18 protein-coding genes and 1 pseudogene are annotated in these 18997 nt (G+C 67.3%); 12 read left to right on the top strand and 7 right to left on the bottom strand.

Features of this window, described 5'->3' with window-relative positions; all coding sequences use genetic code 11:
• The first annotated feature begins 11 nt into the window (after positions 1 to 11).
• The 3 genes from LGY53_RS04835 (at position 12) to LGY53_RS04825 (ending at position 3331) form a co-directional block, all read left to right on the top strand.
• Entirely contained in the window at positions 12 to 1004 is a 993-nt protein-coding gene (locus LGY53_RS04835; RefSeq protein ID WP_225725392.1) for a GAF domain-containing protein, read from the top strand.
• Between the two features lie 89 nt (positions 1005 to 1093).
• Positions 1094 to 2221: a glycosyltransferase gene (locus tag LGY53_RS04830; protein WP_225725391.1), complete on the top strand. Its 1128-nt coding sequence runs from the start codon at positions 1094 to 1096 to the stop codon at positions 2219 to 2221.
• Between the two features lie 255 nt (positions 2222 to 2476).
• On the top strand, positions 2477 to 3331 hold the full coding sequence (locus tag LGY53_RS04825) for an SDR family oxidoreductase (RefSeq protein WP_225725390.1): 855 nt from the start codon (positions 2477 to 2479) through the stop codon (positions 3329 to 3331).
• Here the strand turns inward: LGY53_RS04825 and soxR are convergent.
• The gene (soxR, locus tag LGY53_RS04820) at positions 3300 to 3785 is read right to left on the bottom strand and encodes a redox-sensitive transcriptional activator SoxR (protein WP_167477949.1); all 486 of its coding nucleotides are present in this window, start codon (positions 3783 to 3785) and stop codon (positions 3300 to 3302) included. The two genes, LGY53_RS04825 and soxR, sit on opposite strands and share 32 nt — an antisense overlap.
• A 123-nt stretch (positions 3786 to 3908) precedes the next feature.
• Here soxR and arcA point away from each other — a divergent pair, with 123 nt between their 5' ends.
• Together arcA and LGY53_RS04810 are read left to right on the top strand one after the other, a co-directional pair.
• Positions 3909 to 5168, top strand: a complete 1260-nt coding sequence (gene arcA, locus LGY53_RS04815) for an arginine deiminase (protein WP_225725389.1) — start codon at positions 3909 to 3911, stop codon at positions 5166 to 5168.
• Positions 5169 to 5177: 9 nt separating this feature from the next.
• Positions 5178 to 5540, top strand: coding sequence for a GntR family transcriptional regulator (locus LGY53_RS04810; protein WP_167477948.1), 363 nt, complete (start codon positions 5178 to 5180; stop codon positions 5538 to 5540).
• A gap of 21 nt (positions 5541 to 5561) precedes the next feature.
• Here the strand turns inward: LGY53_RS04810 and LGY53_RS04805 are convergent, their stop codons facing one another.
• The gene (locus tag LGY53_RS04805) at positions 5562 to 7166 is read right to left on the bottom strand and encodes a dolichyl-phosphate-mannose--protein mannosyltransferase (protein ID WP_225725388.1); all 1605 of its coding nucleotides are present in this window, start codon (positions 7164 to 7166) and stop codon (positions 5562 to 5564) included.
• Between the two features lie 145 nt (positions 7167 to 7311).
• Between LGY53_RS04805 and rsmI the strand changes: the two genes are divergently transcribed.
• A complete protein-coding gene (gene rsmI, locus LGY53_RS04800) occupies positions 7312 to 8166 on the top strand; it encodes a 16S rRNA (cytidine(1402)-2'-O)-methyltransferase (RefSeq protein WP_225725387.1) in 855 nt (284 codons plus the stop codon).
• An 85-nt stretch (positions 8167 to 8251) separates the two neighbouring features.
• On the top strand, positions 8252 to 9001 hold the full coding sequence (locus tag LGY53_RS04795) for an isocitrate lyase/phosphoenolpyruvate mutase family protein (RefSeq protein ID WP_225725386.1): 750 nt from the start codon (positions 8252 to 8254) through the stop codon (positions 8999 to 9001).
• 44 nt (positions 9002 to 9045) lie between these two features.
• Here LGY53_RS04795 and metG read toward each other — a convergent pair whose 3' ends face one another.
• On the bottom strand, positions 9046 to 10653 hold the full coding sequence (gene metG / locus LGY53_RS04790) for a methionine--tRNA ligase (RefSeq protein ID WP_225725690.1): 1608 nt from the start codon (positions 10651 to 10653) through the stop codon (positions 9046 to 9048).
• Between the two features lie 16 nt (positions 10654 to 10669).
• On the opposite strand from metG, the gene LGY53_RS04785 reads away from it, so the two are divergent.
• From LGY53_RS04785 to rsmA, 4 genes are all read left to right on the top strand, one after another.
• Positions 10670 to 11497 (top strand): TatD family hydrolase, encoded by an 828-nt coding sequence (locus LGY53_RS04785; RefSeq protein WP_225725385.1) that lies wholly within the window; start codon positions 10670 to 10672, stop codon positions 11495 to 11497.
• 219 nt (positions 11498 to 11716) lie between these two features.
• Positions 11717 to 12859 carry a transglycosylase family protein gene (locus LGY53_RS04780; protein WP_225725384.1) on the top strand — a complete coding sequence of 381 codons (1143 nt, stop codon included), beginning with the start codon at positions 11717 to 11719 and terminating at the stop codon, positions 12857 to 12859.
• A gap of 103 nt (positions 12860 to 12962) precedes the next feature.
• Positions 12963 to 14105 (top strand): lipase family protein, encoded by a 1143-nt coding sequence (locus tag LGY53_RS04775; protein ID WP_255664130.1) that lies wholly within the window; start codon positions 12963 to 12965, stop codon positions 14103 to 14105.
• A 30-nt stretch (positions 14106 to 14135) separates the two neighbouring features.
• Positions 14136 to 15017, top strand: a complete 882-nt coding sequence (gene rsmA / locus LGY53_RS04770) for a 16S rRNA (adenine(1518)-N(6)/adenine(1519)-N(6))-dimethyltransferase RsmA (RefSeq protein WP_225725382.1) — start codon at positions 14136 to 14138, stop codon at positions 15015 to 15017.
• A 71-nt stretch (positions 15018 to 15088) separates the two neighbouring features.
• On the opposite strand, the gene LGY53_RS04765 is transcribed toward rsmA, so the two are convergent.
• Positions 15089 to 15433 carry a helix-turn-helix domain-containing protein gene (locus tag LGY53_RS04765; RefSeq protein WP_225725381.1) on the bottom strand — a complete coding sequence of 115 codons (345 nt, stop codon included), beginning with the start codon at positions 15431 to 15433 and terminating at the stop codon, positions 15089 to 15091.
• A 77-nt stretch (positions 15434 to 15510) separates the two neighbouring features.
• Between LGY53_RS04765 and LGY53_RS04760 the strand changes: the two genes are divergently transcribed.
• Complete coding sequence (locus tag LGY53_RS04760; protein WP_225725380.1) at positions 15511 to 16383, top strand: MBL fold metallo-hydrolase; 873 nt, start codon at positions 15511 to 15513, stop codon at positions 16381 to 16383.
• A 65-nt stretch (positions 16384 to 16448) separates the two neighbouring features.
• Here LGY53_RS04760 and LGY53_RS04755 read toward each other — a convergent pair whose 3' ends face one another.
• The 3 genes and pseudogenes from LGY53_RS04755 to LGY53_RS04745 all read right to left on the bottom strand — a co-directional run.
• Positions 16449 to 17234, bottom strand: a complete 786-nt coding sequence (locus LGY53_RS04755; protein ID WP_225725379.1) for a CPBP family intramembrane glutamic endopeptidase — start codon at positions 17232 to 17234, stop codon at positions 16449 to 16451.
• Between the two features lie 9 nt (positions 17235 to 17243).
• Entirely contained in the window at positions 17244 to 18398 is a 1155-nt protein-coding gene (locus LGY53_RS04750; protein ID WP_225725689.1) for a serine hydrolase, read from the bottom strand.
• 123 nt (positions 18399 to 18521) lie between these two features.
• Positions 18522 to 18944 (bottom strand): annotated as a pseudogene (locus tag LGY53_RS04745) (GtrA family protein); the annotation flags it as partial.
• Between the last annotated feature and the right edge of the window lie 53 nt (positions 18945 to 18997).

The raw sequence follows: 18997 nt of genomic DNA, 5'->3' as shown, positions 1-18997 counted from the left end.
CGAATAAGCCGATGACTCAACAGGATTGGCTGTTGATAGAAACGCTCGGGCATGAGCGCCAGCCCACGCTGGTGGCCGACGGCGACCGGATCAAGGACTGGGTGAGCCTGGTCCGGGTGCAGCGGGAGCCGAGCGTTGCGGTGTACCGGATCGCCGACGTGGTGCGGCGCTGCGTCGAATCCGTCCTGCCCGCAACATATTCCGACGACGCGCTGATCGTGCTCGGGATTCCGGTGCCGTGCGCCTTCGGTGCGGCGCACGCGGTGCAGGTGTGGGTCGGCGGGCCGGGGGATCAGCCGCCGCCGAGACGTGGTGTCGGAGCCTGGGATTGGGACGCCGACAGCGAATTGGCAAAGCACGGGCCGGGTTTGGAGGAACTGGCCTGGGCGCGCGCACCCGAGGACGTCCGGGTGACCCGAACGCCGCCCGAGGTGTTCAGCACCATGGTGCGCTTCGACGGCAGGCTCGACTACATGGCCATGGTCCGCGAGATGCGGGTGGACGGTCGCTGGCAGGGCGAGGTCGATATGCGCGGCGACGACGGCCGGGTGCGTCGCTTCCAGATGATCGCGCGGGCCAATCCGGCGGTGCGCCGCACCCAGGGCCTGATCCACGACGTCACCGATGTGCGCAGGCCGCGCCCCGATGCGGATATGTCGATGATGCGGGCGGTTTCCCGGCGCTCATCGGTGGGCGTCGGCTTCGTCGAACTCGGCTTCGGCCTGATCTACGAGTGGCCGAGCCCGCCACCGCCGCCGCTGGACCGGTGGGCGACCGAACGCCCCGAAATCCACCCCGACGATGCCGCGCGGTACCGGCGCATCTGCGACGAGATGTTGAAGGCCGATCCGGAACTCGCCGCCGACGATGTGCACGAGCTGGTGCTGCGGATCCGGTTCGCCGATACCGACTGGCTGCGCGCGCATGCCGAGCTCCGGCATACCTTCGCCGGGCAGCCGGGAGTGCCGGGGCACGGCCTCATCCGGGTGCGGCCCGCCGAATAAATCCTCGTTCGTGGGTTCTTTCACTGCTGTTCACGCGGTGTTGAGCGCACCGGTTCCTGGGATAACCTGTTTCGCTGCACGATCCGGTTGTGCGCATCGTTCAGCTGGCGAACTTCTACGGGCCGAGGTCGGGCGGGCTGCGCACCGCACTGCACCATCTCGGCGCCGGCTATGTCGCGGCCGGACACGAGGTGGTGCTCATCGTGCCGGGCCGCCGCCGCGCGGAGGAGCTGCTGCCCACCGGTGCGGTCCGAATTACCTTGCCCGCCTTGGCGATTCCCTGGACCGGCGGATATCGGGCGGCCGATCCGCGCCGGGTCGCCGATGTGTTGACGGGGCTGCGTCCCGATGTGCTCGAGGTATCGGATCGGTTGACGTTGCGCGGATTCGGCCGCTGGGCCCGCCGCCGCGATGTGGCCGGGGTGATGATCTCGCACGAACGGTTGGATCGACTACTCGGGCAGGTGCTGCCGGGCGCGATGGCCCGCCGCTGCGCCGACCTCGCGAATCGGCGCACCGCCGACGATTACGACATCGTGGTCTGCACAACCGAATTCGCGCGTGCGGAGTTCCAGCGCATCGGCGCGCGCAATGTCGAACTCGTGCCGCTCGGCGTCGATCTGGAGCTGTTCAGCCCGCGCAGGCGCGACCACCGGCTGCGCGCGGATCTCGGTGTGCCCGGGCGCCCGCTGCTGGTGCACTGCGGCAGGCTTTCGATGGAGAAACGGGTGGATCGCAGCATCGAGGCGATCGCCGAACTGCGCAAGGCGGGAACCGAGGCGCGGCTGGTGGTGGCCGGTGACGGTCCGCGGCGCGAGGCGCTGGAACGGCGGGCGCGGGCCATGAAACCCCTCGCCTGCGGCCAGCCCGCCGTGCGTTTCACCGGATTCATCACCGACCGGGCGATGGTGGCGAAGCTGCTTGCCACCGCGGATGTTTCGCTGGCCCCCGGCCCGCACGAGACCTTCGGGCTCGCGGCGCTGGAGGCCCTGGCGGCGGGCACCCCGGTCGTCGCGAGCAGATCGTCGGCGCTGGCCGATATCGTCACCGCCGACTGCGGCGCGATCGCGGCCGACCGTCCATCGGCATTCGCCGAGGCGGTGACGAATGTGCTGGCGCTGCCGCCCGCGGGCCGTCGGCAGGCCGCGCGCAGCCGAGCGGAGGAATTCACCTGGCCCCGCGCGGTACAGGGGATGCTGGCGGTGCTGGGGCGGTAGTCGTTCGGGGAGTGATCGGTGCGTCGGTGCGTGGTTGTCTCGCTACGACGACGTAATCGCCCGAGCTGGGCGCGGGGTGCGCCGGCATGCGGCGCTGGCGGTTTCGCACAGGCGGCGGTTCGCGACTCGGGCCGAGGCTGTCACACCCCGTCCTCGAACCGAGCATTCGAAGCAGGGGGTGTGCGGTTCGAAGACGGGGCGCGGCAGCGCGCAGTACTCTGCGGTGAGTTCGGGCGGACGAGATGAGAGGCCGGGATGGGTCGCAGGACGTTTCGGGGGGCGAAGACCCTGGTCACGGGGGCGGCTAGCGGGATCGGCCGGGCGACGGCGCTGGCGGCCGCGGCGGCGGGGGCCGAGCTGGTGTTGACCGATATCAATGCCGAGGGGCTCGACGAAACGGTGGCCGAAATCCGGGCCGGGGGCGGCACGGTTCTCGCGGCGCGAGCACTCGACATCACCGACTACGACGCGGTCACCGCATTCGCGAACGAGGTGCACGAAGCGCACGACAGCCTGGACATCGTGATGAATGTGGCGGGCACCTCCGCATGGGGCACGGTCGAGCATCTGGAGCACCGGCATTGGCGAAAGATGGTGGAGGTCAACCTGATGGGGCCGATCCACGTCATCGAGAATTTCGTGCCGCCGATGATGCGCGCGGGGCGCGGCGGCGCGCTGGTGAATGTCTCGTCGGCGGCCGGGATTCTGGCCTTCCCATGGCACGCCGCGTACAGTGCGGCCAAATACGGCCTGCGCGGTGTCTCGGAGGTGTTGCGTTTCGACCTTGCGCGCCATGGGATTTCGGTGCACCTGGTGGTGCCGGGCGCGGTGAATACGCCGCTGGTGCACACCTTCGAACTGGTCGGGGTCGACCGGAACGATCCGCGGGTGCGGCGGCTCGAGGCGGCATTCGCCGGCCACGCGGTGCCGCCGGAACGGGTGGCGCACTCGATCCTGCGCGGTGTCGAGCGCAACCGCTACCTGGTCTACACCTCGTTCGATATTCGCTTCGCCTATTGGTGGGCAAGGAAATTCGCGTTCCCGTACAACTACGTGATGCGCCGGGCCAGCGACCGGTTCAGCAGGCTGCAGGCTTCTGTGGGCAGTTGATGTGCACGTCGAGCACCCGGGCGCCCGGCCCCTCCGAGCCGAGCCGGTCGTGCTCGTTGACCAGACGGCAGGTGCCCAGCGACAGGCAGCCGCAGCCGATGCAGCCGGTGAGGCTGTCGCGCAGGCGAATCAGCTGATTGATCCGGTCGTCGAGGTCGGCTCGCCAGGTGGTGGACAGCTGCTCCCAGTCCCGGCGGGTCGGGGTGCGCCCCTCCGGCAGTTGATCGAGTGCGGCGCGGATTTCGCTGAGCGGGATGCCGACCCGCTGTGAGATGCGGATGAATGCCACGCGCCGCAACGTTTCTCGGGCGTATCTGCGCTGATTACCACTCGTGCGACGACTCGATATGAGACCCTCGCGTTCGTAGAAGTGCAACGCGGACACCGCGACTCCACTACGCTCGGACAGCTGACCGGGGGTCAACTCTTTCGCTCGCCAATCGGCTGTCGACATGCACGCTCCTCCATTCATCTCAACAATACTTCAGGTTCGGTTGCGCTCGGGCGAGAATCGGACTTCAGGTCCGAACCGTGGGAATTACATGCTCCGGGGGCCTCGGGGAACTACGGTCGGAGCATGGGAGACGATCCTGACGTTCCGCTAGCGGTGACCTCCGAGGTCGGCAGACTGCGCACCGTGCTGCTGCACCGCCCCGGCGACGAGTTGCGCAGGCTCACCCCGCGCAACAACGATCAACTGCTCTTCGACGGAATCCCCTGGGTGGAGCGCGCTCAACAGGAGCACGACATCTTCTCCGGCGTGCTGCGCGATCGCGGCGTCGAGGTGCTGCTGCTGGCCGACCTGCTCGCCGAGACCCTCTCGGTCAGCGGCGCGGCCCGCATCCAGGGCATTTCGGCATCCGTCGACGCGCGCAGGCTCGGACATGCGCTGGCCGACGAACTCGCCGCCTACCTGCGCGGCGTCCCGGCCGGGGAGCTGGCCGATATTTTGATGGCCGGTATGACCTTCGACGAGCTGCCGTTCGGTCCCACCACCACCTCGCTGGTGCGGCGGATGCACCACGGCAACGATTTCGTCATCGACCCGCTGCCGAATCTGCTGTTCACCAGGGATTCGTCGTTCTGGGTCGGGCCCAGGGTCGCCATCACCTCGCTCGCGCTGCCCGCCCGGATCCGCGAAACCTCGCTCACCGACCTCATATACGCCTTCCATCCGCGCTTCCTCGGCGTGCGGCGGGCATACGAATCGCATACCGCCCCGATCGAGGGCGGCGATGTGCTGCTGCTGGCGAACGGTGTCGTCGCGGTCGGCGTCGGCGAGCGTACCTCGCCCGCGGGCGCGGAAGCGTTGGCGCGCAGCCTTTTCGACGACAATCTGGCACATACCGTGCTGGTGGTGCCCATTGCGCAGAACCGGGCGACGATGCATCTGGACACGGTGTGCACCATGGTCGACACCGATGCCGTCGTGATGTATCCGGCGGTGCGGGATTCGCTGTGCGCCTTCACGATTCATCGGGAAGACGATTACGGCGGGCGCAGCGGGGACGGCGGTGTCAGCATGCGCGGACCCGATCCGTTCCTGCCCGCCGCGGCGGAGGCGATGGGGATCGGCAAGCTGCGGGTAATCGATACGGGACTCGACGGCGTCACCGCCGAACGCGAACAATGGGACGATGGGAACAACACCCTCGCCCTCGCGCCGGGAGTCGTTGTCGCCTATGAACGCAACGAGATGACCAATGCCCGCCTGGAAGACGCCGGTATCGAGGTACTGCGCATCCCGGGTTCCGAAATCGGTTCCGGGCGAGGGGGTCCGCGGTGTCTGTCGTGCCCGCTGGCCAGGGACGAGGTGGCGGTCGGGAGCGAAAATTAGGGGGTAGCAATGTTCACCATCACCGTGTCGCACGAGTCGGCGGTGCCGCCGTACGAACAGCTGCGGCTCGGCATCATCGCTCAGGTTCGTTCGGGCGAATTGACTGCTGGCACAAAGATTCCCACCGTCCGGGCGCTGGCCGCCGAACTCGGTCTCGCACCGAATACGGTGGCCCGCGCCTATCGCGAGCTGGAAGCGGACGGTGTGGTCGAAACCCGGGGCAGGCAGGGATCTTTCATCGCCTCATCCGGCGACCCGACCCGCGATCTGGCGGGCCGGGCGGCCACCGAATACGTCGCGGTGGCCCGCCGCCTCGGTCTCGATGACGAAAGTGCCCTGCGCTACGTCAAATCCGCGCTGGAATCCGGCTGAGCTAATGCCGCGCATCGCAATTCAGCGCCAACTCGGCAGCCAGAGATGGTCGTGCCAGTTGCCCGGCGTTATCGGCAGCGCGGTGAGAATCGGCCACAGCCAGATGAAGTTGGCGATCACCAGGCCCAGGTACAGGCACACCGCCAAAAGGCCGAGCGCGTAACGCTCGTTCGGCGCGGCGGGTAGGAAGGTGCCGGTCGGACTGCGCGGCACCCCTGCCTGCCTGGCCGGGCCGAGGACATCGCCGAGCACCAGGGCGACCCCCATCACCAGGAACGGTGCGAGCGGGACCGCGTAGAAGTAGTACATCTGCCGGTCCAGGGTCAGGAACCAGGGCAGCAGTCCGGCGCCGTAGCCGACCAGCACCGCGGCGTAGCGCCAGTCGCGGCGGGTGATGCCGCGCCACAGCAGCCAGCCGAGCACCGGGAAGGCCACCCACCAGATCGCCGGTGTGCCGATCAGCATCACGGCCTTCACACAGTTGCTCTGGCCGCAGCCGGTGACGCCGTTATCGGCGTAGTAGTAGAGCATCGGGCGCAGACCCATCGGCCAGGTCCACGGCTTGGACTCCCACGGGTGATGGTTGCCCGCCGAATTGGTCAGTCCCTCATGGAATTTCAGCACCTCGCCGTGGTAGTACCAGAGCGAGCGCAGCGCGTCGGGAATGAAGGAGAAGAAACCGCCGCGGCCCACCTGATTTCCGACGGCGTAGCGATCGATCCCGTCCTCGCTGGAATACCAGAACGCGTAGGTGCCGAGGTATACGCCGAGCGGAATCAGGATCAGCGCGTACAGTCCGGCGACGCCGTCCCGGATCGCGGTGCCGAACAGCGGACGCGACACACCGTAGGTGCGGCGGGCCGACCAGTCGAAGGCGAGCGTCAGCACCAGGAACGCGATCGCGTAATACACGCCGGACCACTTCACGCCGCAGGCCAATCCGAGCAGTACGCCCGCGCCGAATCTCCACCAGCGCACGCCCAACCGCGGACCCCATCGGCTCTGCCCGATCCGCCCCTCGGCGTCGACGCGCGCCATCCTGGCCCGCGTCTGGTCGCGGTCCACGATCAGGCAGCCGAATGCGGAGGTGACGAACAGGGCCAGAAAAATATCCAGCATGCCGATGCGGGAGGACACGAAGGTCAAACCGTCGGCGATGAGCAGGATTCCGGCGATCGCGCCGATCAGCGTCGAACGCGCCATCCGTCGGGTGATCCGGATCACCAGCAGCACCAGGATGGTTCCGGCCATGGCGGCGGAGAAACGCCAGCCGGTGCCGGTGTAGCCGAAGAAATATTCGCCGATCGCGATCAATTGCTTGGCGACCGGGGGATGCACCACCAGTCCGTAGCCCGGGTTGTCCTCGATCCAACCGCCGGTGAGCATCTGCCACGCCTGCGGGGCGTAGTGCTTCTCGTCGAAGACCGGGGTTTTCGCATCGGTGGGGTAGTCGAGCAGGGTGAACCGCGTGACGGCGGCGATGGCCGTCAGGAATGCGGTCACCAGCCAGCCGCGCAGGGTGTCGGTCGGGCCGAAGTCCGGGGTCGGTCGCAGTGGCGCGGGGCTCGACCAGGAGGGCACGGCCCCGAACGGTGCGGTCGCGCGCTGGTCGGTCACCTGGGTCACGTCCCGATCGTATGCGTTACTCGGTGGCAGGTCGTGCACCGGTGAGAACGACGCATGTCATCGGGACGTGCTACGCCGTTGCCGGCACTACTCGCCGACTCCGTAGGCTACTGACAAAGCTTGGTGGTGGCGAGACGGGAGCGCGGTGGCGGACGAGACGGTGGGCAGGCTGGTGCTCGCGGCGACCCCGATGGGCGAGATCGGGGACGCGTCGCGGCGGCTGTGCGATGCCCTCGGCACCGCCGATATCGTCGCCGCCGAGGACACCCGGCGCACCCGTTCGCTGGCGAAGGCGCTCGACGTCGAAATCACCGGCCGGGTGGTCAGCTTCTACGATCACGTGGAAACCGCGCGAATCCCGGCCCTGCTCAACGAGATCGCGGACGGGCGGACGGTGCTGCTCGTCACCGATGCCGGGATGCCGTCGGTGAGCGATCCCGGCTACCGAATGGTCGCCGCCTGCGTGGAACGCGACCTGCCGGTGACCTGTCTGCCCGGACCTTCCGCCGTCACAACCGCTTTGGCGCTTTCCGCGCTGCCGGTGGAGCGGTTCTGCTTCGACGGGTTTCCGCCGCGTAAATCGGGTCAGCGCCGAGAATGGTTGCGCGCCTTGGTATTCGAACCGCGTGCCTGCGTCTTCTTCGAGGCGCCGCACCGGCTCGCCGACTGCCTGGCCGACGCGGTCGACGTGCTCGGCCCGGACCGCCGCGCCGCGGTCTGCCGCGAGCTCACCAAGACCTATGAGGAGGTGGTCCGCGGCACCCTCGCCGAACTCGCCGCTTGGGCCGTCGACGGCGCACGCGGTGAGATCACCGTGGTGCTCGAAGGGGCCCAACCGAAACCGGCCGATCCGGTCACCCTGGTCACCGAGGTCGAGGCGCTCACCGAGGAGGGTGTCCGGCTGAAGGACGCCTGCGCGCAGGTCGCCGCGGAAACCGGTGTCTCCCGGCGCGAGCTGTACGACGCGGTGCTCGCGGCCCGCCGCGACGGCGCGGACTGAGGTCCGCCCGGCCTGCGCCGCAACACATCCGCCCGCGGAGATATCTCACCGTGTGCCGCCGGGCGATACGGAGGATGATCGTCCTATGACGTCACTGGAAAGCAAGGCGAAAGCGTTTCTGGAACTGCACCGGCCCGGCGATCCGGGGGTTTTCCCGACGGTGTGGGATGCCTGGTCGGCCAGGGTGGCCGTGGCCCAGGGCTTTTCGGCGTTGACACTGGGCAGCCATCCGGTCGCCGACTCGATCGGCCGCTCCGACAAAGAGGGGATGAAGTTCGCCGAACTGCTCACCCGGGTCCGGCAGATCACCGAGGCGGTCGAGGTGCCGGTTTCGGTGGATATGGAATCGGGTTACGGGCTGGAGCCCGCGCAGCTCATCGAGGGTCTGCTGGAGGCGGGCGGGATCGGCCTCAATATCGAGGATTCCGTGCACAGCGAGGGCGGTCGCCTGCGCGCGGCCCAGGAGCATGCCGATTTCGTGCACGGCCTGCGCCAGTTCGCCGACGCGGCGGGCGTGCACGTGGTGATCAACGCGCGCACCGATATGTACCTGCGCCAGGACGGCGACGAGGCCGACCGCACCGACCGGGTTATCGCCAGGCTGCGGCTGGCGGCCGAGGCGGGCGCCGACTCGCTGTTCCCCGCCGGCCAGCCCGAGACCGAACTGCGCCGCCTGACCGGTGAGCTGCCGCGTCCGATCAGCGTGGTCGCGCTGCCGGACAAGTCGGAGAAGGCGCGCCTCGCCGAGGCCGGTGTCGGCCGGATCAGCTTCGGCCCGTACCTGCAGCGCGCGCTGACCGCCGAGACCGAGCGCCTGCTCGCCCGCTGGACGTAGATTCGGTGGCGCGGTGATCCGCCGCGCCACCGAATTCCCTTGCGCTACTTGGTCTTCGGCTCCACATAACGCGGGAAGACGGCCTCCGGCTCCGGCAGCGGCACGCCGGGGACCAGCGGCGTCGCGATATCGGCGAAGGTCCGGTTCTGCTGTGCCAGCAGATCCAGGATCTTGCCCGCCGAACTCGGCATCACCGGCTGCACCAGGATCGCCACGATCCGGACCACCTCGAGCGTCACGTACAGGACCGTCGCCTCGCGGGCCAGATCCTCCGGGGTGCCTGATTTGGCCAGCGTCCACGGCGCCTGCGCGGAGAAGTACCGGTTCGCCTCGCCGAGCGTCAGCCAGATCGCCTCCAGCGCCAGATGCATTTGCTGGGCGTCGAATTCGGTGCGGCAGCGGTCCAGCAGATCGTTGGCCCGGGCCAGCAGCGCGCGGTCGTCCTCGGTGAATTCGCCGGGGGTCGGTATCGCGGCACCGCAATCGCGCGCCACCATCTTCAGGCTGCGCTGCACCAGGTTGCCGAATTCGTTGGCCAGGTCGGCGTTGATGCGCCCGACGATGGCCTCGTGGCTGTAGCTGCCGTCCTGGCCGTAGGAGATCTCGCGCAGCAGGAAGAAGCGCACGGCGTCCAGGCCGTACTCGTCGACGAGGGCCAGCGGATCGACCACGTTGCCGACCGACTTCGACATCTTCTCGCCCTTGTTGTACAGGAACCCGTGCACGAAAACGCGTTTCGGCAGTTCCACCCCGGCCGACATCAGGAACGCCGGCCAGTACACGGTGTGGAAGCGGGTGATGTCCTTGCCGATGATGTGCACGTCGGCGGGCCAGAACTTCTTGAAGGCAACCGATTCCGTATCCGGGAAGCCGACGCCGGTGATGTAGTTGGTGAGCGCGTCCACCCACACGTACATCACGTGATCGGGATGACCCGGCACCGGGACGCCCCAGTCGAAGGTGGTGCGTGAGATGGACAGATCCTTCAGCCCGGCCTTCACATAGCTGACGATCTCGTTGCGACGCGTTGCGGGCGCGATGAATTCGGGATGCGCGTCGTAGTGCGCGAGCAGCCGGTCCTGATACGCCGAGAGCCGGAAGAAGTAGTTGGACTCCTCGGTCCAGGTGACCGGCGTCTTGGTCTCGGTGGAGATGCGCGTGCCGTCGTCGAGCAGCGTCGTCTCCTCCTCGGTGTAGAAGGCCTCGTCGCGCACCGAGTACCAGCCGGAGTAGTTGTCCAGGTAGATATCGCCGTTGGCGAGCATCCGCTCCCAGATCGCGGCGCAGGCCGCCCGGTGGTCGGCGTCGGTGGTGCGGATGAACCGGTCGTAGGAGATGTCCAGTTTCTTGTCCATCGCCTGGAACACATCCGAGTTGCGTGCCGCGAGTTCCTCGACCGCGACGCCCTCGGCGGCCGCGGTCTGTTGCATTTTCTGACCGTGCTCGTCGGTACCCGTCATGAAGAAGACGTCGTATCCGTCGAGCCGCTTGAAGCGGGTGAGGGCATCCGACGAGATGTACTCGTAGGCATGCCCGATGTGCGGCGCACCGTTCGGGTAGGCGATGGCCGTTGTCAGATAAAAGGCGGGGCGCTCAGACTCGCTCATGGTGTGTCTACTGTAATGCGCGTGCCATTCTTCGCTCGCGTGAATATCCGGGTCGGCGTCGATGTCCAGTAAGCGCCCGGCCCCGGAACTGCCGGAACCCCTTGCGCCGCTGGTCGATGCGCATACCCACCTCGATGCGTGCGGCGCGACGGACGCCGGTTCGGTCGAGGTGATGATGGATCGCGCCGCCTCGGTCGGCGTCGGCCGGGTGGTCACCGTCGCCGACGATTTGAAGGCCGCCCAGTGGGCGGTCGAGGCCGCACACTGGGACGACCGTGTGTACGCCGCGGTCGCGCTGCATCCGACCCGCGCGAACGCGCTCGACGAGCAGGCGAAGGCGGAATTGACGAGGCTGGCGGCCGATCCGCGGGTCGTCGCGGTCGGTGAAACCGGACTCGATTACTACTGGCCGGGCAAACTCGACGGCTGCGCCGATATCGAAACGCAGATCGAGGGTTTCCGCTGGCATATCGAACTGGCCAAGCGGGTGGGTAAACCGCTGATGATCCACAATCGCGAGGCCGACCACGACCTGCTCACCGTGCTGCTCGATGAGGGCGCGCCGGAAACCGTTATCTTCCATTGCTTTTCGTCGGATACGAATATGGCGCTGGCCTGTGTCGCCGAGGGGTACATTCTGAGTTTCTCGGGCACGGTGAGTTTCAAGAACGCGCGCGAATTGCGCGAGGCGGCCAAGGTGGTGCCGGACGATCAACTGCTGGTGGAGACCGATGCGCCATATCTGACGCCGCATCCGTTCCGTGGTGCGCCCAACGAACCGTATTGCCTGCCGTACACCATGCGTGCTTTGGCCGAATTGCGTAGTCAGGACCCGGTGGAGTTGGCCGAGATCAGTACGGCGAACGCCCGGCGGATATACGGAATCTGAAATTCGGGCATTTCGAGGCGGTGCGGTCGGCGTCGTCTCCGGGTTTGCTCGCGGGGCTCATTGGTAAGGACCCTGGATCGTCAAGTGTGGTGTACATCACTACGATTGACCCATTTCGTGATTTACCTGCGCCAGGGATATCTGATCGTGATATTGAAATGCGCAGCTGACGTTGCAGCGGTTGTCCACCCCTGACCCCTTCGTTATCGTGCTGTGACCATGTCCCCATTAACGCGGATCAACCAGTCCCGATCGCCGCTGCTCTATGCGGCGATCGCGGCGCTGCTGCTGACGCTGATCGCCGGCGCGGGCCTGGCGATCGTGAACCGCAAGACGGTGACCGTTGTGGTGGACGGTCAGAAGTCGCTGATGACCACCATGTCCCGCAACGTTCGCGGCGTGCTCCGCGCCGCGGGTGTCGACGTCACCGTCCGGGACAAGGTGGTGCCCGCGCTCGCATCCGCGGTCGGCGACGGTTCGGTCATCACGCTGAACCGGGCCCGTCAGGTGGAGCTGTCCATCGACGGCAAGGCGCCGGAGAAGGTGTGGACCACCGGGCTCACCCCGGCCGAGGCCGCCGCCCAGCTCGATATCGCCAAGGACATGTACGTCGCGGATCGCGACGAAAAGCTGCCGCTGGAGGGCGCGACACTGCGCATCGCGAGCCCCCGCTCGATCTCGCTGATCGACGGCGTCGGCAACCCGGTGGACGTGCGCCTGGCCGCGCCGACCGTCGGCGAATTCCTCAAGGTCGCGGGCATCCCGCTGATCCAGGAGGACACCGTCGAACCGGCGCCGGACACCCCGCTGGTCGACAACATGCGCGTGGTGGTGACCCGCAAGCGCGTCGAGAACAAGACCGAGACCGATGTTCCGCTCGACCCGCCGGAGAACGTCATCGAGGATCCGACCATGAATATGAGCCGGTCGGTGGTGGAGACGCCAGGCGCGCCCGGCGTGCAGGACGTGACCTACGCGGTCACCATGGTCAACGGCCGAGAGGTGAGCCGCAAACAGCTCTCGTCGACGGTCAAGGTCACCGCGCAGCCGAAGACCATCCGCAAGGGCGCCAAGCCGGGCACCGAGGTGCCGCCGGTGAAGGACGGCCCGATCTGGGACGCGCTGGCCAAATGCGAATCCGGCGGCAACTGGGCGATCAACACCGGTAACGGTTATTACGGCGGCATCCAGTTCGATCAGGGCACCTGGGAGCGGCAGGGCGGCACCAGGTACGCGCCGCGCGCCGATATGGCGACGCGCGAGGAGCAGATCGCCATCGCCGAGGTGACCAGGGCGCGGCAGGGTTGGGGCGCCTGGCCGACGTGCACCAGCAGGCTCGGCATCGGAGCGGGCGCGGAGTAATAGCCCAGGAGTATTGCGGCGGGGTTGCCGGGCGATCGGAATCAGTACACTCGTCCGGGTTCGTTGCGGTGTCGGGGTCTGTGAGGTTTGTTCGGTGCGTGTTCTGCGTGGGATGGTGGCGGCGGCCATCGGTGTCGGTCTCCTTGTTCAGGCGAATCCGGTTCAGGCCCAACCAATTCCGGCACCGGCCCAGGCTCCTGGCACGCTGATCTCGGCGACGCCGCAGCCGGACGGCTGGCACGGTGCGTCCGATGGTTCGGTCATCGAGTACTGGACCAGTAACTCCGCGGGTGCCGCGCTGCCCGCCAGCGGTGCGCTGTATCTGCCGCCCGGTCCGGCGCCTGCCGGTGGCTGGCCGGTGATGGCCTACGACCACGGCACCAGCGGGTTGGGCGCGGGTTGCGGCGGGCAGGCCGATCCGGCGGGGCATCCGTATCAGGAGATCCGCGCTAAAGAGGATCAGCTGATCCGGCACATGGTGTCGCAGGGCTTCGCGGTGGTGGCCACCGATTACCTCGGGCTCGGCCGCTTCGGCACCGGGCCGCATCCCTATCTCGAACTGCGCACCGAGGCCACCGCGACCATCGACATGGTGCGCGCCGCCCGCGCGGCACATCCCGAATTGTCGCGCACCTGGGGCGTTTTCGGCGCATCGCAGGGCGGGCAGGCCGCGCTCGGCGCCGGGCATCTGCAGCGCACCTACGCGCCCGACCTCGACTTCCGCGGGACCATCGCGATCGATCCGGAATCCGATGTGGAGAAGGTGTTCCCGCTGGCCGGGCCCGGGATCCCGCCGGTGTCGAACAGTGATGGCGCGATGAGCTTCTTCGTCAGCATCCTGGCCGGGTTGCGGGCCGCGCGGCCGGATGTGGACGTCGACCACTATCTGACGCCGGTGGGCAAATCCGTGCTCGACGATATCGGGACGAAATGCCTCGACGGCATCATCGACCGGGTGGCCGGGCTCGGGGTCGGCGATATCCTGGCGCGGCCGCTGTCCGATGACCGCGTCCGGGCCGCCTACACCGACTATCTGACCGTGCCGACCAGCGGCTACGACCGCCCGATCCTGTTGCTGCTCAACGTGACCGACACCGTCGTACCCTCGCCGCTGCATGCCGCGCTCGTCGCGCAGTTCGCCGCAAACGGGGTCGACTTCCAGACCGTGACCGGTACCGGGCGGCACACCCAGCTGAACGACCAGATGTACGCGGCGATGGACGCGTTCCTGGCGCGGGTGAAGTAGTGCGCGATCTCGGGTTGATAGGTTCTTCGAGTGCCCGAACCTGATGTTTCCGCTCGTGGGAGCGCCGCGCTGCTCGGACCCGCCGAGGTGCGGGTGCTCGCCGAGCGCTTCGGCGTGCGGCCGACCAAACAGCTCGGGCAGAACTTCGTGCACGACGCGAACACCGTGCGGCGCATCGTCAGCGCCGCCGGAGTCGGCCGGGCCGATACCGTGCTCGAGGTGGGTCCGGGGCTGGGTTCGCTGACCCTCGCCCTGCTCGATGTGGTGGATTCGGTGATCGCCGTCGAGATCGATCCCGTTCTGGCGCAACATCTTCCGGAGACCGTCGCGGACCGAGCCCCCGAGCTGGCGGATCGGCTGACGGTCGTGCTCGCCGATGCGCTGCGGGTGACCGCAACCGAATTACCCACCGCGCCAACCGCACTCGTCGCCAACCTGCCCTACAATGTCGCGGTACCGGTCCTGCTCCACCTGCTCGCCGAATTGCCGAGCATCGCAACAACATTGGTCATGGTGCAGGCCGAGGTCGCGGACCGGCTCGCCGCCGAACCCGGCAGCAGAACCTACGGTGTCCCCAGCGTCAAAGCCGGATTCTTCGGCAGCGTTCGCCGCGCGGGCGCCATCGGCACCCAGGTCTTCTGGCCGGTGCCGCGCGTCGACTCCGGCCTGGTCCGCATCGAACGCCACGCACAACCACCCTGGCCCATGGACGCCGCCCACCGCACCCGCGTCTTCGAGGTCGTCGACGCCGCCTTCGCTCAACGCCGCAAGACCCTTCGCTCCGCCCTGTCGGGCTGGGCCGGTTCCGCGGCCGAGGCCGAACGCCGTCTGGTCGCCGCGGGCATCGATCCCACCGCCCGCGGCGAAACCTTGGACACCGCCGCCTTCGTCCGGTTGGCGGCGCAGGGGTAACTCGCCGCGCGGCGGCCGGATGTGTGCCGGTGTCAGTCGATCGTGGGATCACCGATCGAGCCGCGATCGGTTCAGTGGTCGGGGGGCAGTTCGATCCATTGCAGCGCCCACTGGTTGAGCGCCAGCAGAACCTCGCTGAGGGCGGCGCCTTTCTCGGTGAGCCGGTATTCGACCCGCACCGGCGGGCCCGTATGTACCAGCCGGTCGACGAGCCCGTCGGCCTCGAGGTCCTTGAGCCGTTGCGAGAGCAATTTGTCGGTCATGCCGGGAATGACCGCGGCGATATCGCTGAACCGCGCCGGGCCGGTGACCAGGGCACGCAGCACGGTGGCCGCCCAGCGTCGGCCGAGCATCTCGGTGGCCGCGGCGTAGTACGGGCAGTACGGCCGTATCGCATCAGCCTCGGACTGTGTCATGAGTCACTCTCCAGCAACTTTCTCAATGAAAGTATCTATCGTATTGATAGTACTACCTCTCTGGAAAGGAGCGGGATATGCCTGAGCGCATCGTGCCCGACTACGAGGTATTCGTGAACGACCCGATTCCGCTTGCGGACCGGCTGCCGACCGGCGAGACGATGATGTGGTCGCCGATAGCGTCGACCCTGATCTTCGGCGCCTCCGACGCCGTACTCGTCGATCCCCCGTTCACTCGGGAACAGACCGAACGAGTAGGCGACTGGGTGCAACGATCCGGCAAACGCCTCACGCACATCTACATCACCCACGGCCACGGTGATCACTGGTTCGGGGCGGCCCGTCTGGTCGAACGCTTCCCCGGCGCGACCGTCTACGCCACCGCGGGGACCATCGCGCTGATGCATGAGTCCACGACACAACGAAAACTCTTCTGGGACACCGTCTTTCCTGGGCAGATCGGCGAAACGCCCGTGACCGCACAGCCTGTCCCGGCAGCCGGATTCACCCTCGAGGGCCACCGATTACACGCCGTCGAAGTAGGGCACAGCGACGGTGACAATTCCACGGTGTTGCACGTGCCGTCGATCGGACTGGTGGTCGCCGGGGACGTCGCCTACAACGGAGTGCACCAGTACCTCGCCGAGGGTGCGGGCGGCGGCCTCGAAGCGTGGCTGCGGGCCGTCGAACACATTCGGCGGCTGCGGCCTCGCGCGGTCGTCGCCGGTCACAAGGCCCGCGAGCGTGCCGACGATCCACGCGTCCTCGACGAAACGGCCGACTATCTGCGCACCGCACTGCGGTTGCTATCGGAAAAACCTTCCGCACAAACCTTTTTCGACGCAATGGTGGCCAGTTTCCCGGATCGGCTGAACCCGTCCGCGGTCTGGCTCAGCGCGACGCGGCTGCTCACCGACCCGCTCACCAATACCCAGGACATACCGCATTGAGCACTTCTGGCGCGCCTCGGTGCACCCGCTGGGGACTCGATGCCAGGCGTCCGGGCGGCGGATTCCTAGATGAGGTTCAGGGCGATGGCGGTGAGGCCGGATGCGGCCAGTAGGGCGTCGACGCCGACGTGCATTCCGATGGATAGTCGAATGTCCTTGTCTCGCCAGGCAAACCATATGCCTGGGAAGGTGAAGATCGTGCGCGACAAGAACATCCACGGGGACCAGAAGTGGTAGAGCGAGAACAGGAGTGTGCTGGCCACCGGCGCCCGGTTGCCGAGGTGTGCGATGCGGGGCAGCAGGAAGCCGCGGAAGTACAGCTCTTCGATGAGCGGCAAGGAGATTCCGGTCAGCGGCAGGCTTATCGCCATCGTGGTGAGCATGACCGAATGCGAGTACCCGTCGAGGTATGCGGTCGGGCTGTCGCCGGTGTCGGCGTACGGGAGCCAGGTGAAGAAGCCTTTGCAGAAGTTGTTCACCGGCGCCAGCGCGAACCCCACCACCAGCATCCATCCGATGAGGGGGATGACCATCGCCACGAGCTTCCCGCGCGAGAGCGGTCTGCCGGTGTAGTGCAGTACACCGCGAAATGAGAAGTGGCCGTTGCGTTTGCGGCCCAGCCACAGCAGCCCAGCCAGGATCGGGAGCAGAATCAGGCACAGCGCGATCGCCCAACCCAGGAGGGCCGGGTAGCCGATGGCCTCGGCGAATGGTTGGCCGATGAGGAGGTAGGCGGCGACGATCAGTGCGCCGGGGACGAGATGCAACGCGATGGACAGCGGCAGCGGGTGGCGGTCGCTCAGCAACCGCTCGACTGTTCCGTTCGGTCGAGTATCTGTGAATGCTTGCATGACAAGGGATCAGCTTGCGGCTTGTCCGTCGCAGAACACCGCGCCGGTGAGGCGCCGCATCGCCTTCTGCTGCGCTTCCACCGGTGCGTGCTTTTGGTCGGCGTCCACGTAGGTCACCGAGGCCTCGAGGGTCTTACTGCCGTCGGGCGTGCTGTACACCATCGTTCCGTAGCCCTGGACACCGCCGTCGGAGGCGAGGACGGACCCGCAGCCCACGTCCCACATCTCCAGCCCGAGGCCGTAGCTCATCGTCGGGAGGGGCGTCGGGTGCATCTTGGTCATCTCGGTCAGCAGCGCGGGCGGGAGCAGTTTCCCGCCGACCAACGCGGCGAAGAATGTGTGGAGATCCGCGGTGGTCGAGATCATGTCGCCGGCGGCCGAGATCCAGGAGGGGTTCTGCCGGGTGACGTCGATCGTCTTCCATTGCCCGGCGTCTTCGTACTTGTAGTAGCCGTGCGCGTGCGGTTCGGCGATATCCGGCGAATCGCCCGGCACCACAGTGTCCCGCAGTCCGAGCGGCTGCAGGATTCGCCGCTGTATCTCGTCGCGGTCGGAGTTGCCGGTGACCTTCTCGATCATCAGCTTGGCCAGCACGTAGTTGGTGTTCGAGTAGCTCCAGTTCGTGCCCGGCGCGAACTTCAGCGGTTTGGCCAACCCCAGGCGCGCCAGCTCCTCCGGCGGGTAGGTGTGGAACCGGTTGTCCACCCAATCCTTGCCCTGCCATGGGATTCCCGGTTCGTACCGCCCGTCGGGGAAGTACTCGCCGGTGTAGTCGAATACACCGCTGGTGTGCTGCAACAGCATTCGCACCGTGATCCGCCGGTCCAGCCCGAAATCGGGAAGGTAATCGGCGGCCGGACTGTCCAGCCCGATCTTGCCCTCGCCCACGAGTTGCAACACCACGGTCGAGTAGAAGGCCTTGGTGGTGCTGCCGATTCGGAACTTCCCGTCCGTCGGTGGTTTCTCGGCCTTGCCCAACTCGCGTACCCCGGCGCTGCCGACCCACTCGCCGCGCTGATCGTGCACCCGCACCTGCACCCCGGTGATGCCGGAGTACTCGGCGACCTCCTGTACAGCCTTGCGCAGCTCGGGGCGGTCCTGCCCGGTATCCGGGCCGTCCGCGGCGGCCACTCCCGCCGCCCCGGTCAGCAGCGCGGCCGCCATTGCCAGCACAGTCGTGCGCTGGCAGATCCGTGGCATTTTCTTCGACGAATTGATCATGGCGGCAACGATCGCCCGCCGTCCTGACACCGGACCGTCACCGTGCTGACGCGGCTGTCCCGCTCCGAAGACGAAGCCGCGCAATGCGATGAAGCGCAGACCGCCGACCGCCGCCATGACGGCGAGCACCGCGCCCGCCTGCGCTCTATCGCCGAGATCGGGCGCCGAGAACCGCAGGGCGGCCAGCACAGCGGAGCTGACCAGCAGGCCGATCAACGCCAGCCCGCCGCCTTCGCACTGCGCGGCGAACCACCCGACCCGCCCGGCCGCCTGAAAGGTGAGCCGCCGGTGCAGTTCGTTCGCGATGACGGTGCTGAGAATCGAGCCCGCCGTGTTGGCGATCAGCGGCCCGGTTCCGTGCATGACCGTGAACAACAGGACATAGGCAATGTTGCTGACACCGCCGACCAGCGCGAAACGGATCAGTTGGGCGAGGGCGCGATCCCCGCGCAGAAGTCCGAAGGCAAGTGCTGTGCTGTTCACGCCGATACCGTCGCCGACCCGCTTGACACGGGCCGGACATCGACCTGACACCGGATGAC

It is taken from the genome of Nocardia sp. JCM 34519.1 (genome assembly GCF_020361265.1).
Lineage (GTDB): Bacteria > Actinomycetota > Actinomycetes > Mycobacteriales > Mycobacteriaceae > Nocardia > Nocardia arthritidis_A.
This window is presented reverse-complemented; position numbering and strand designations above follow the sequence as displayed.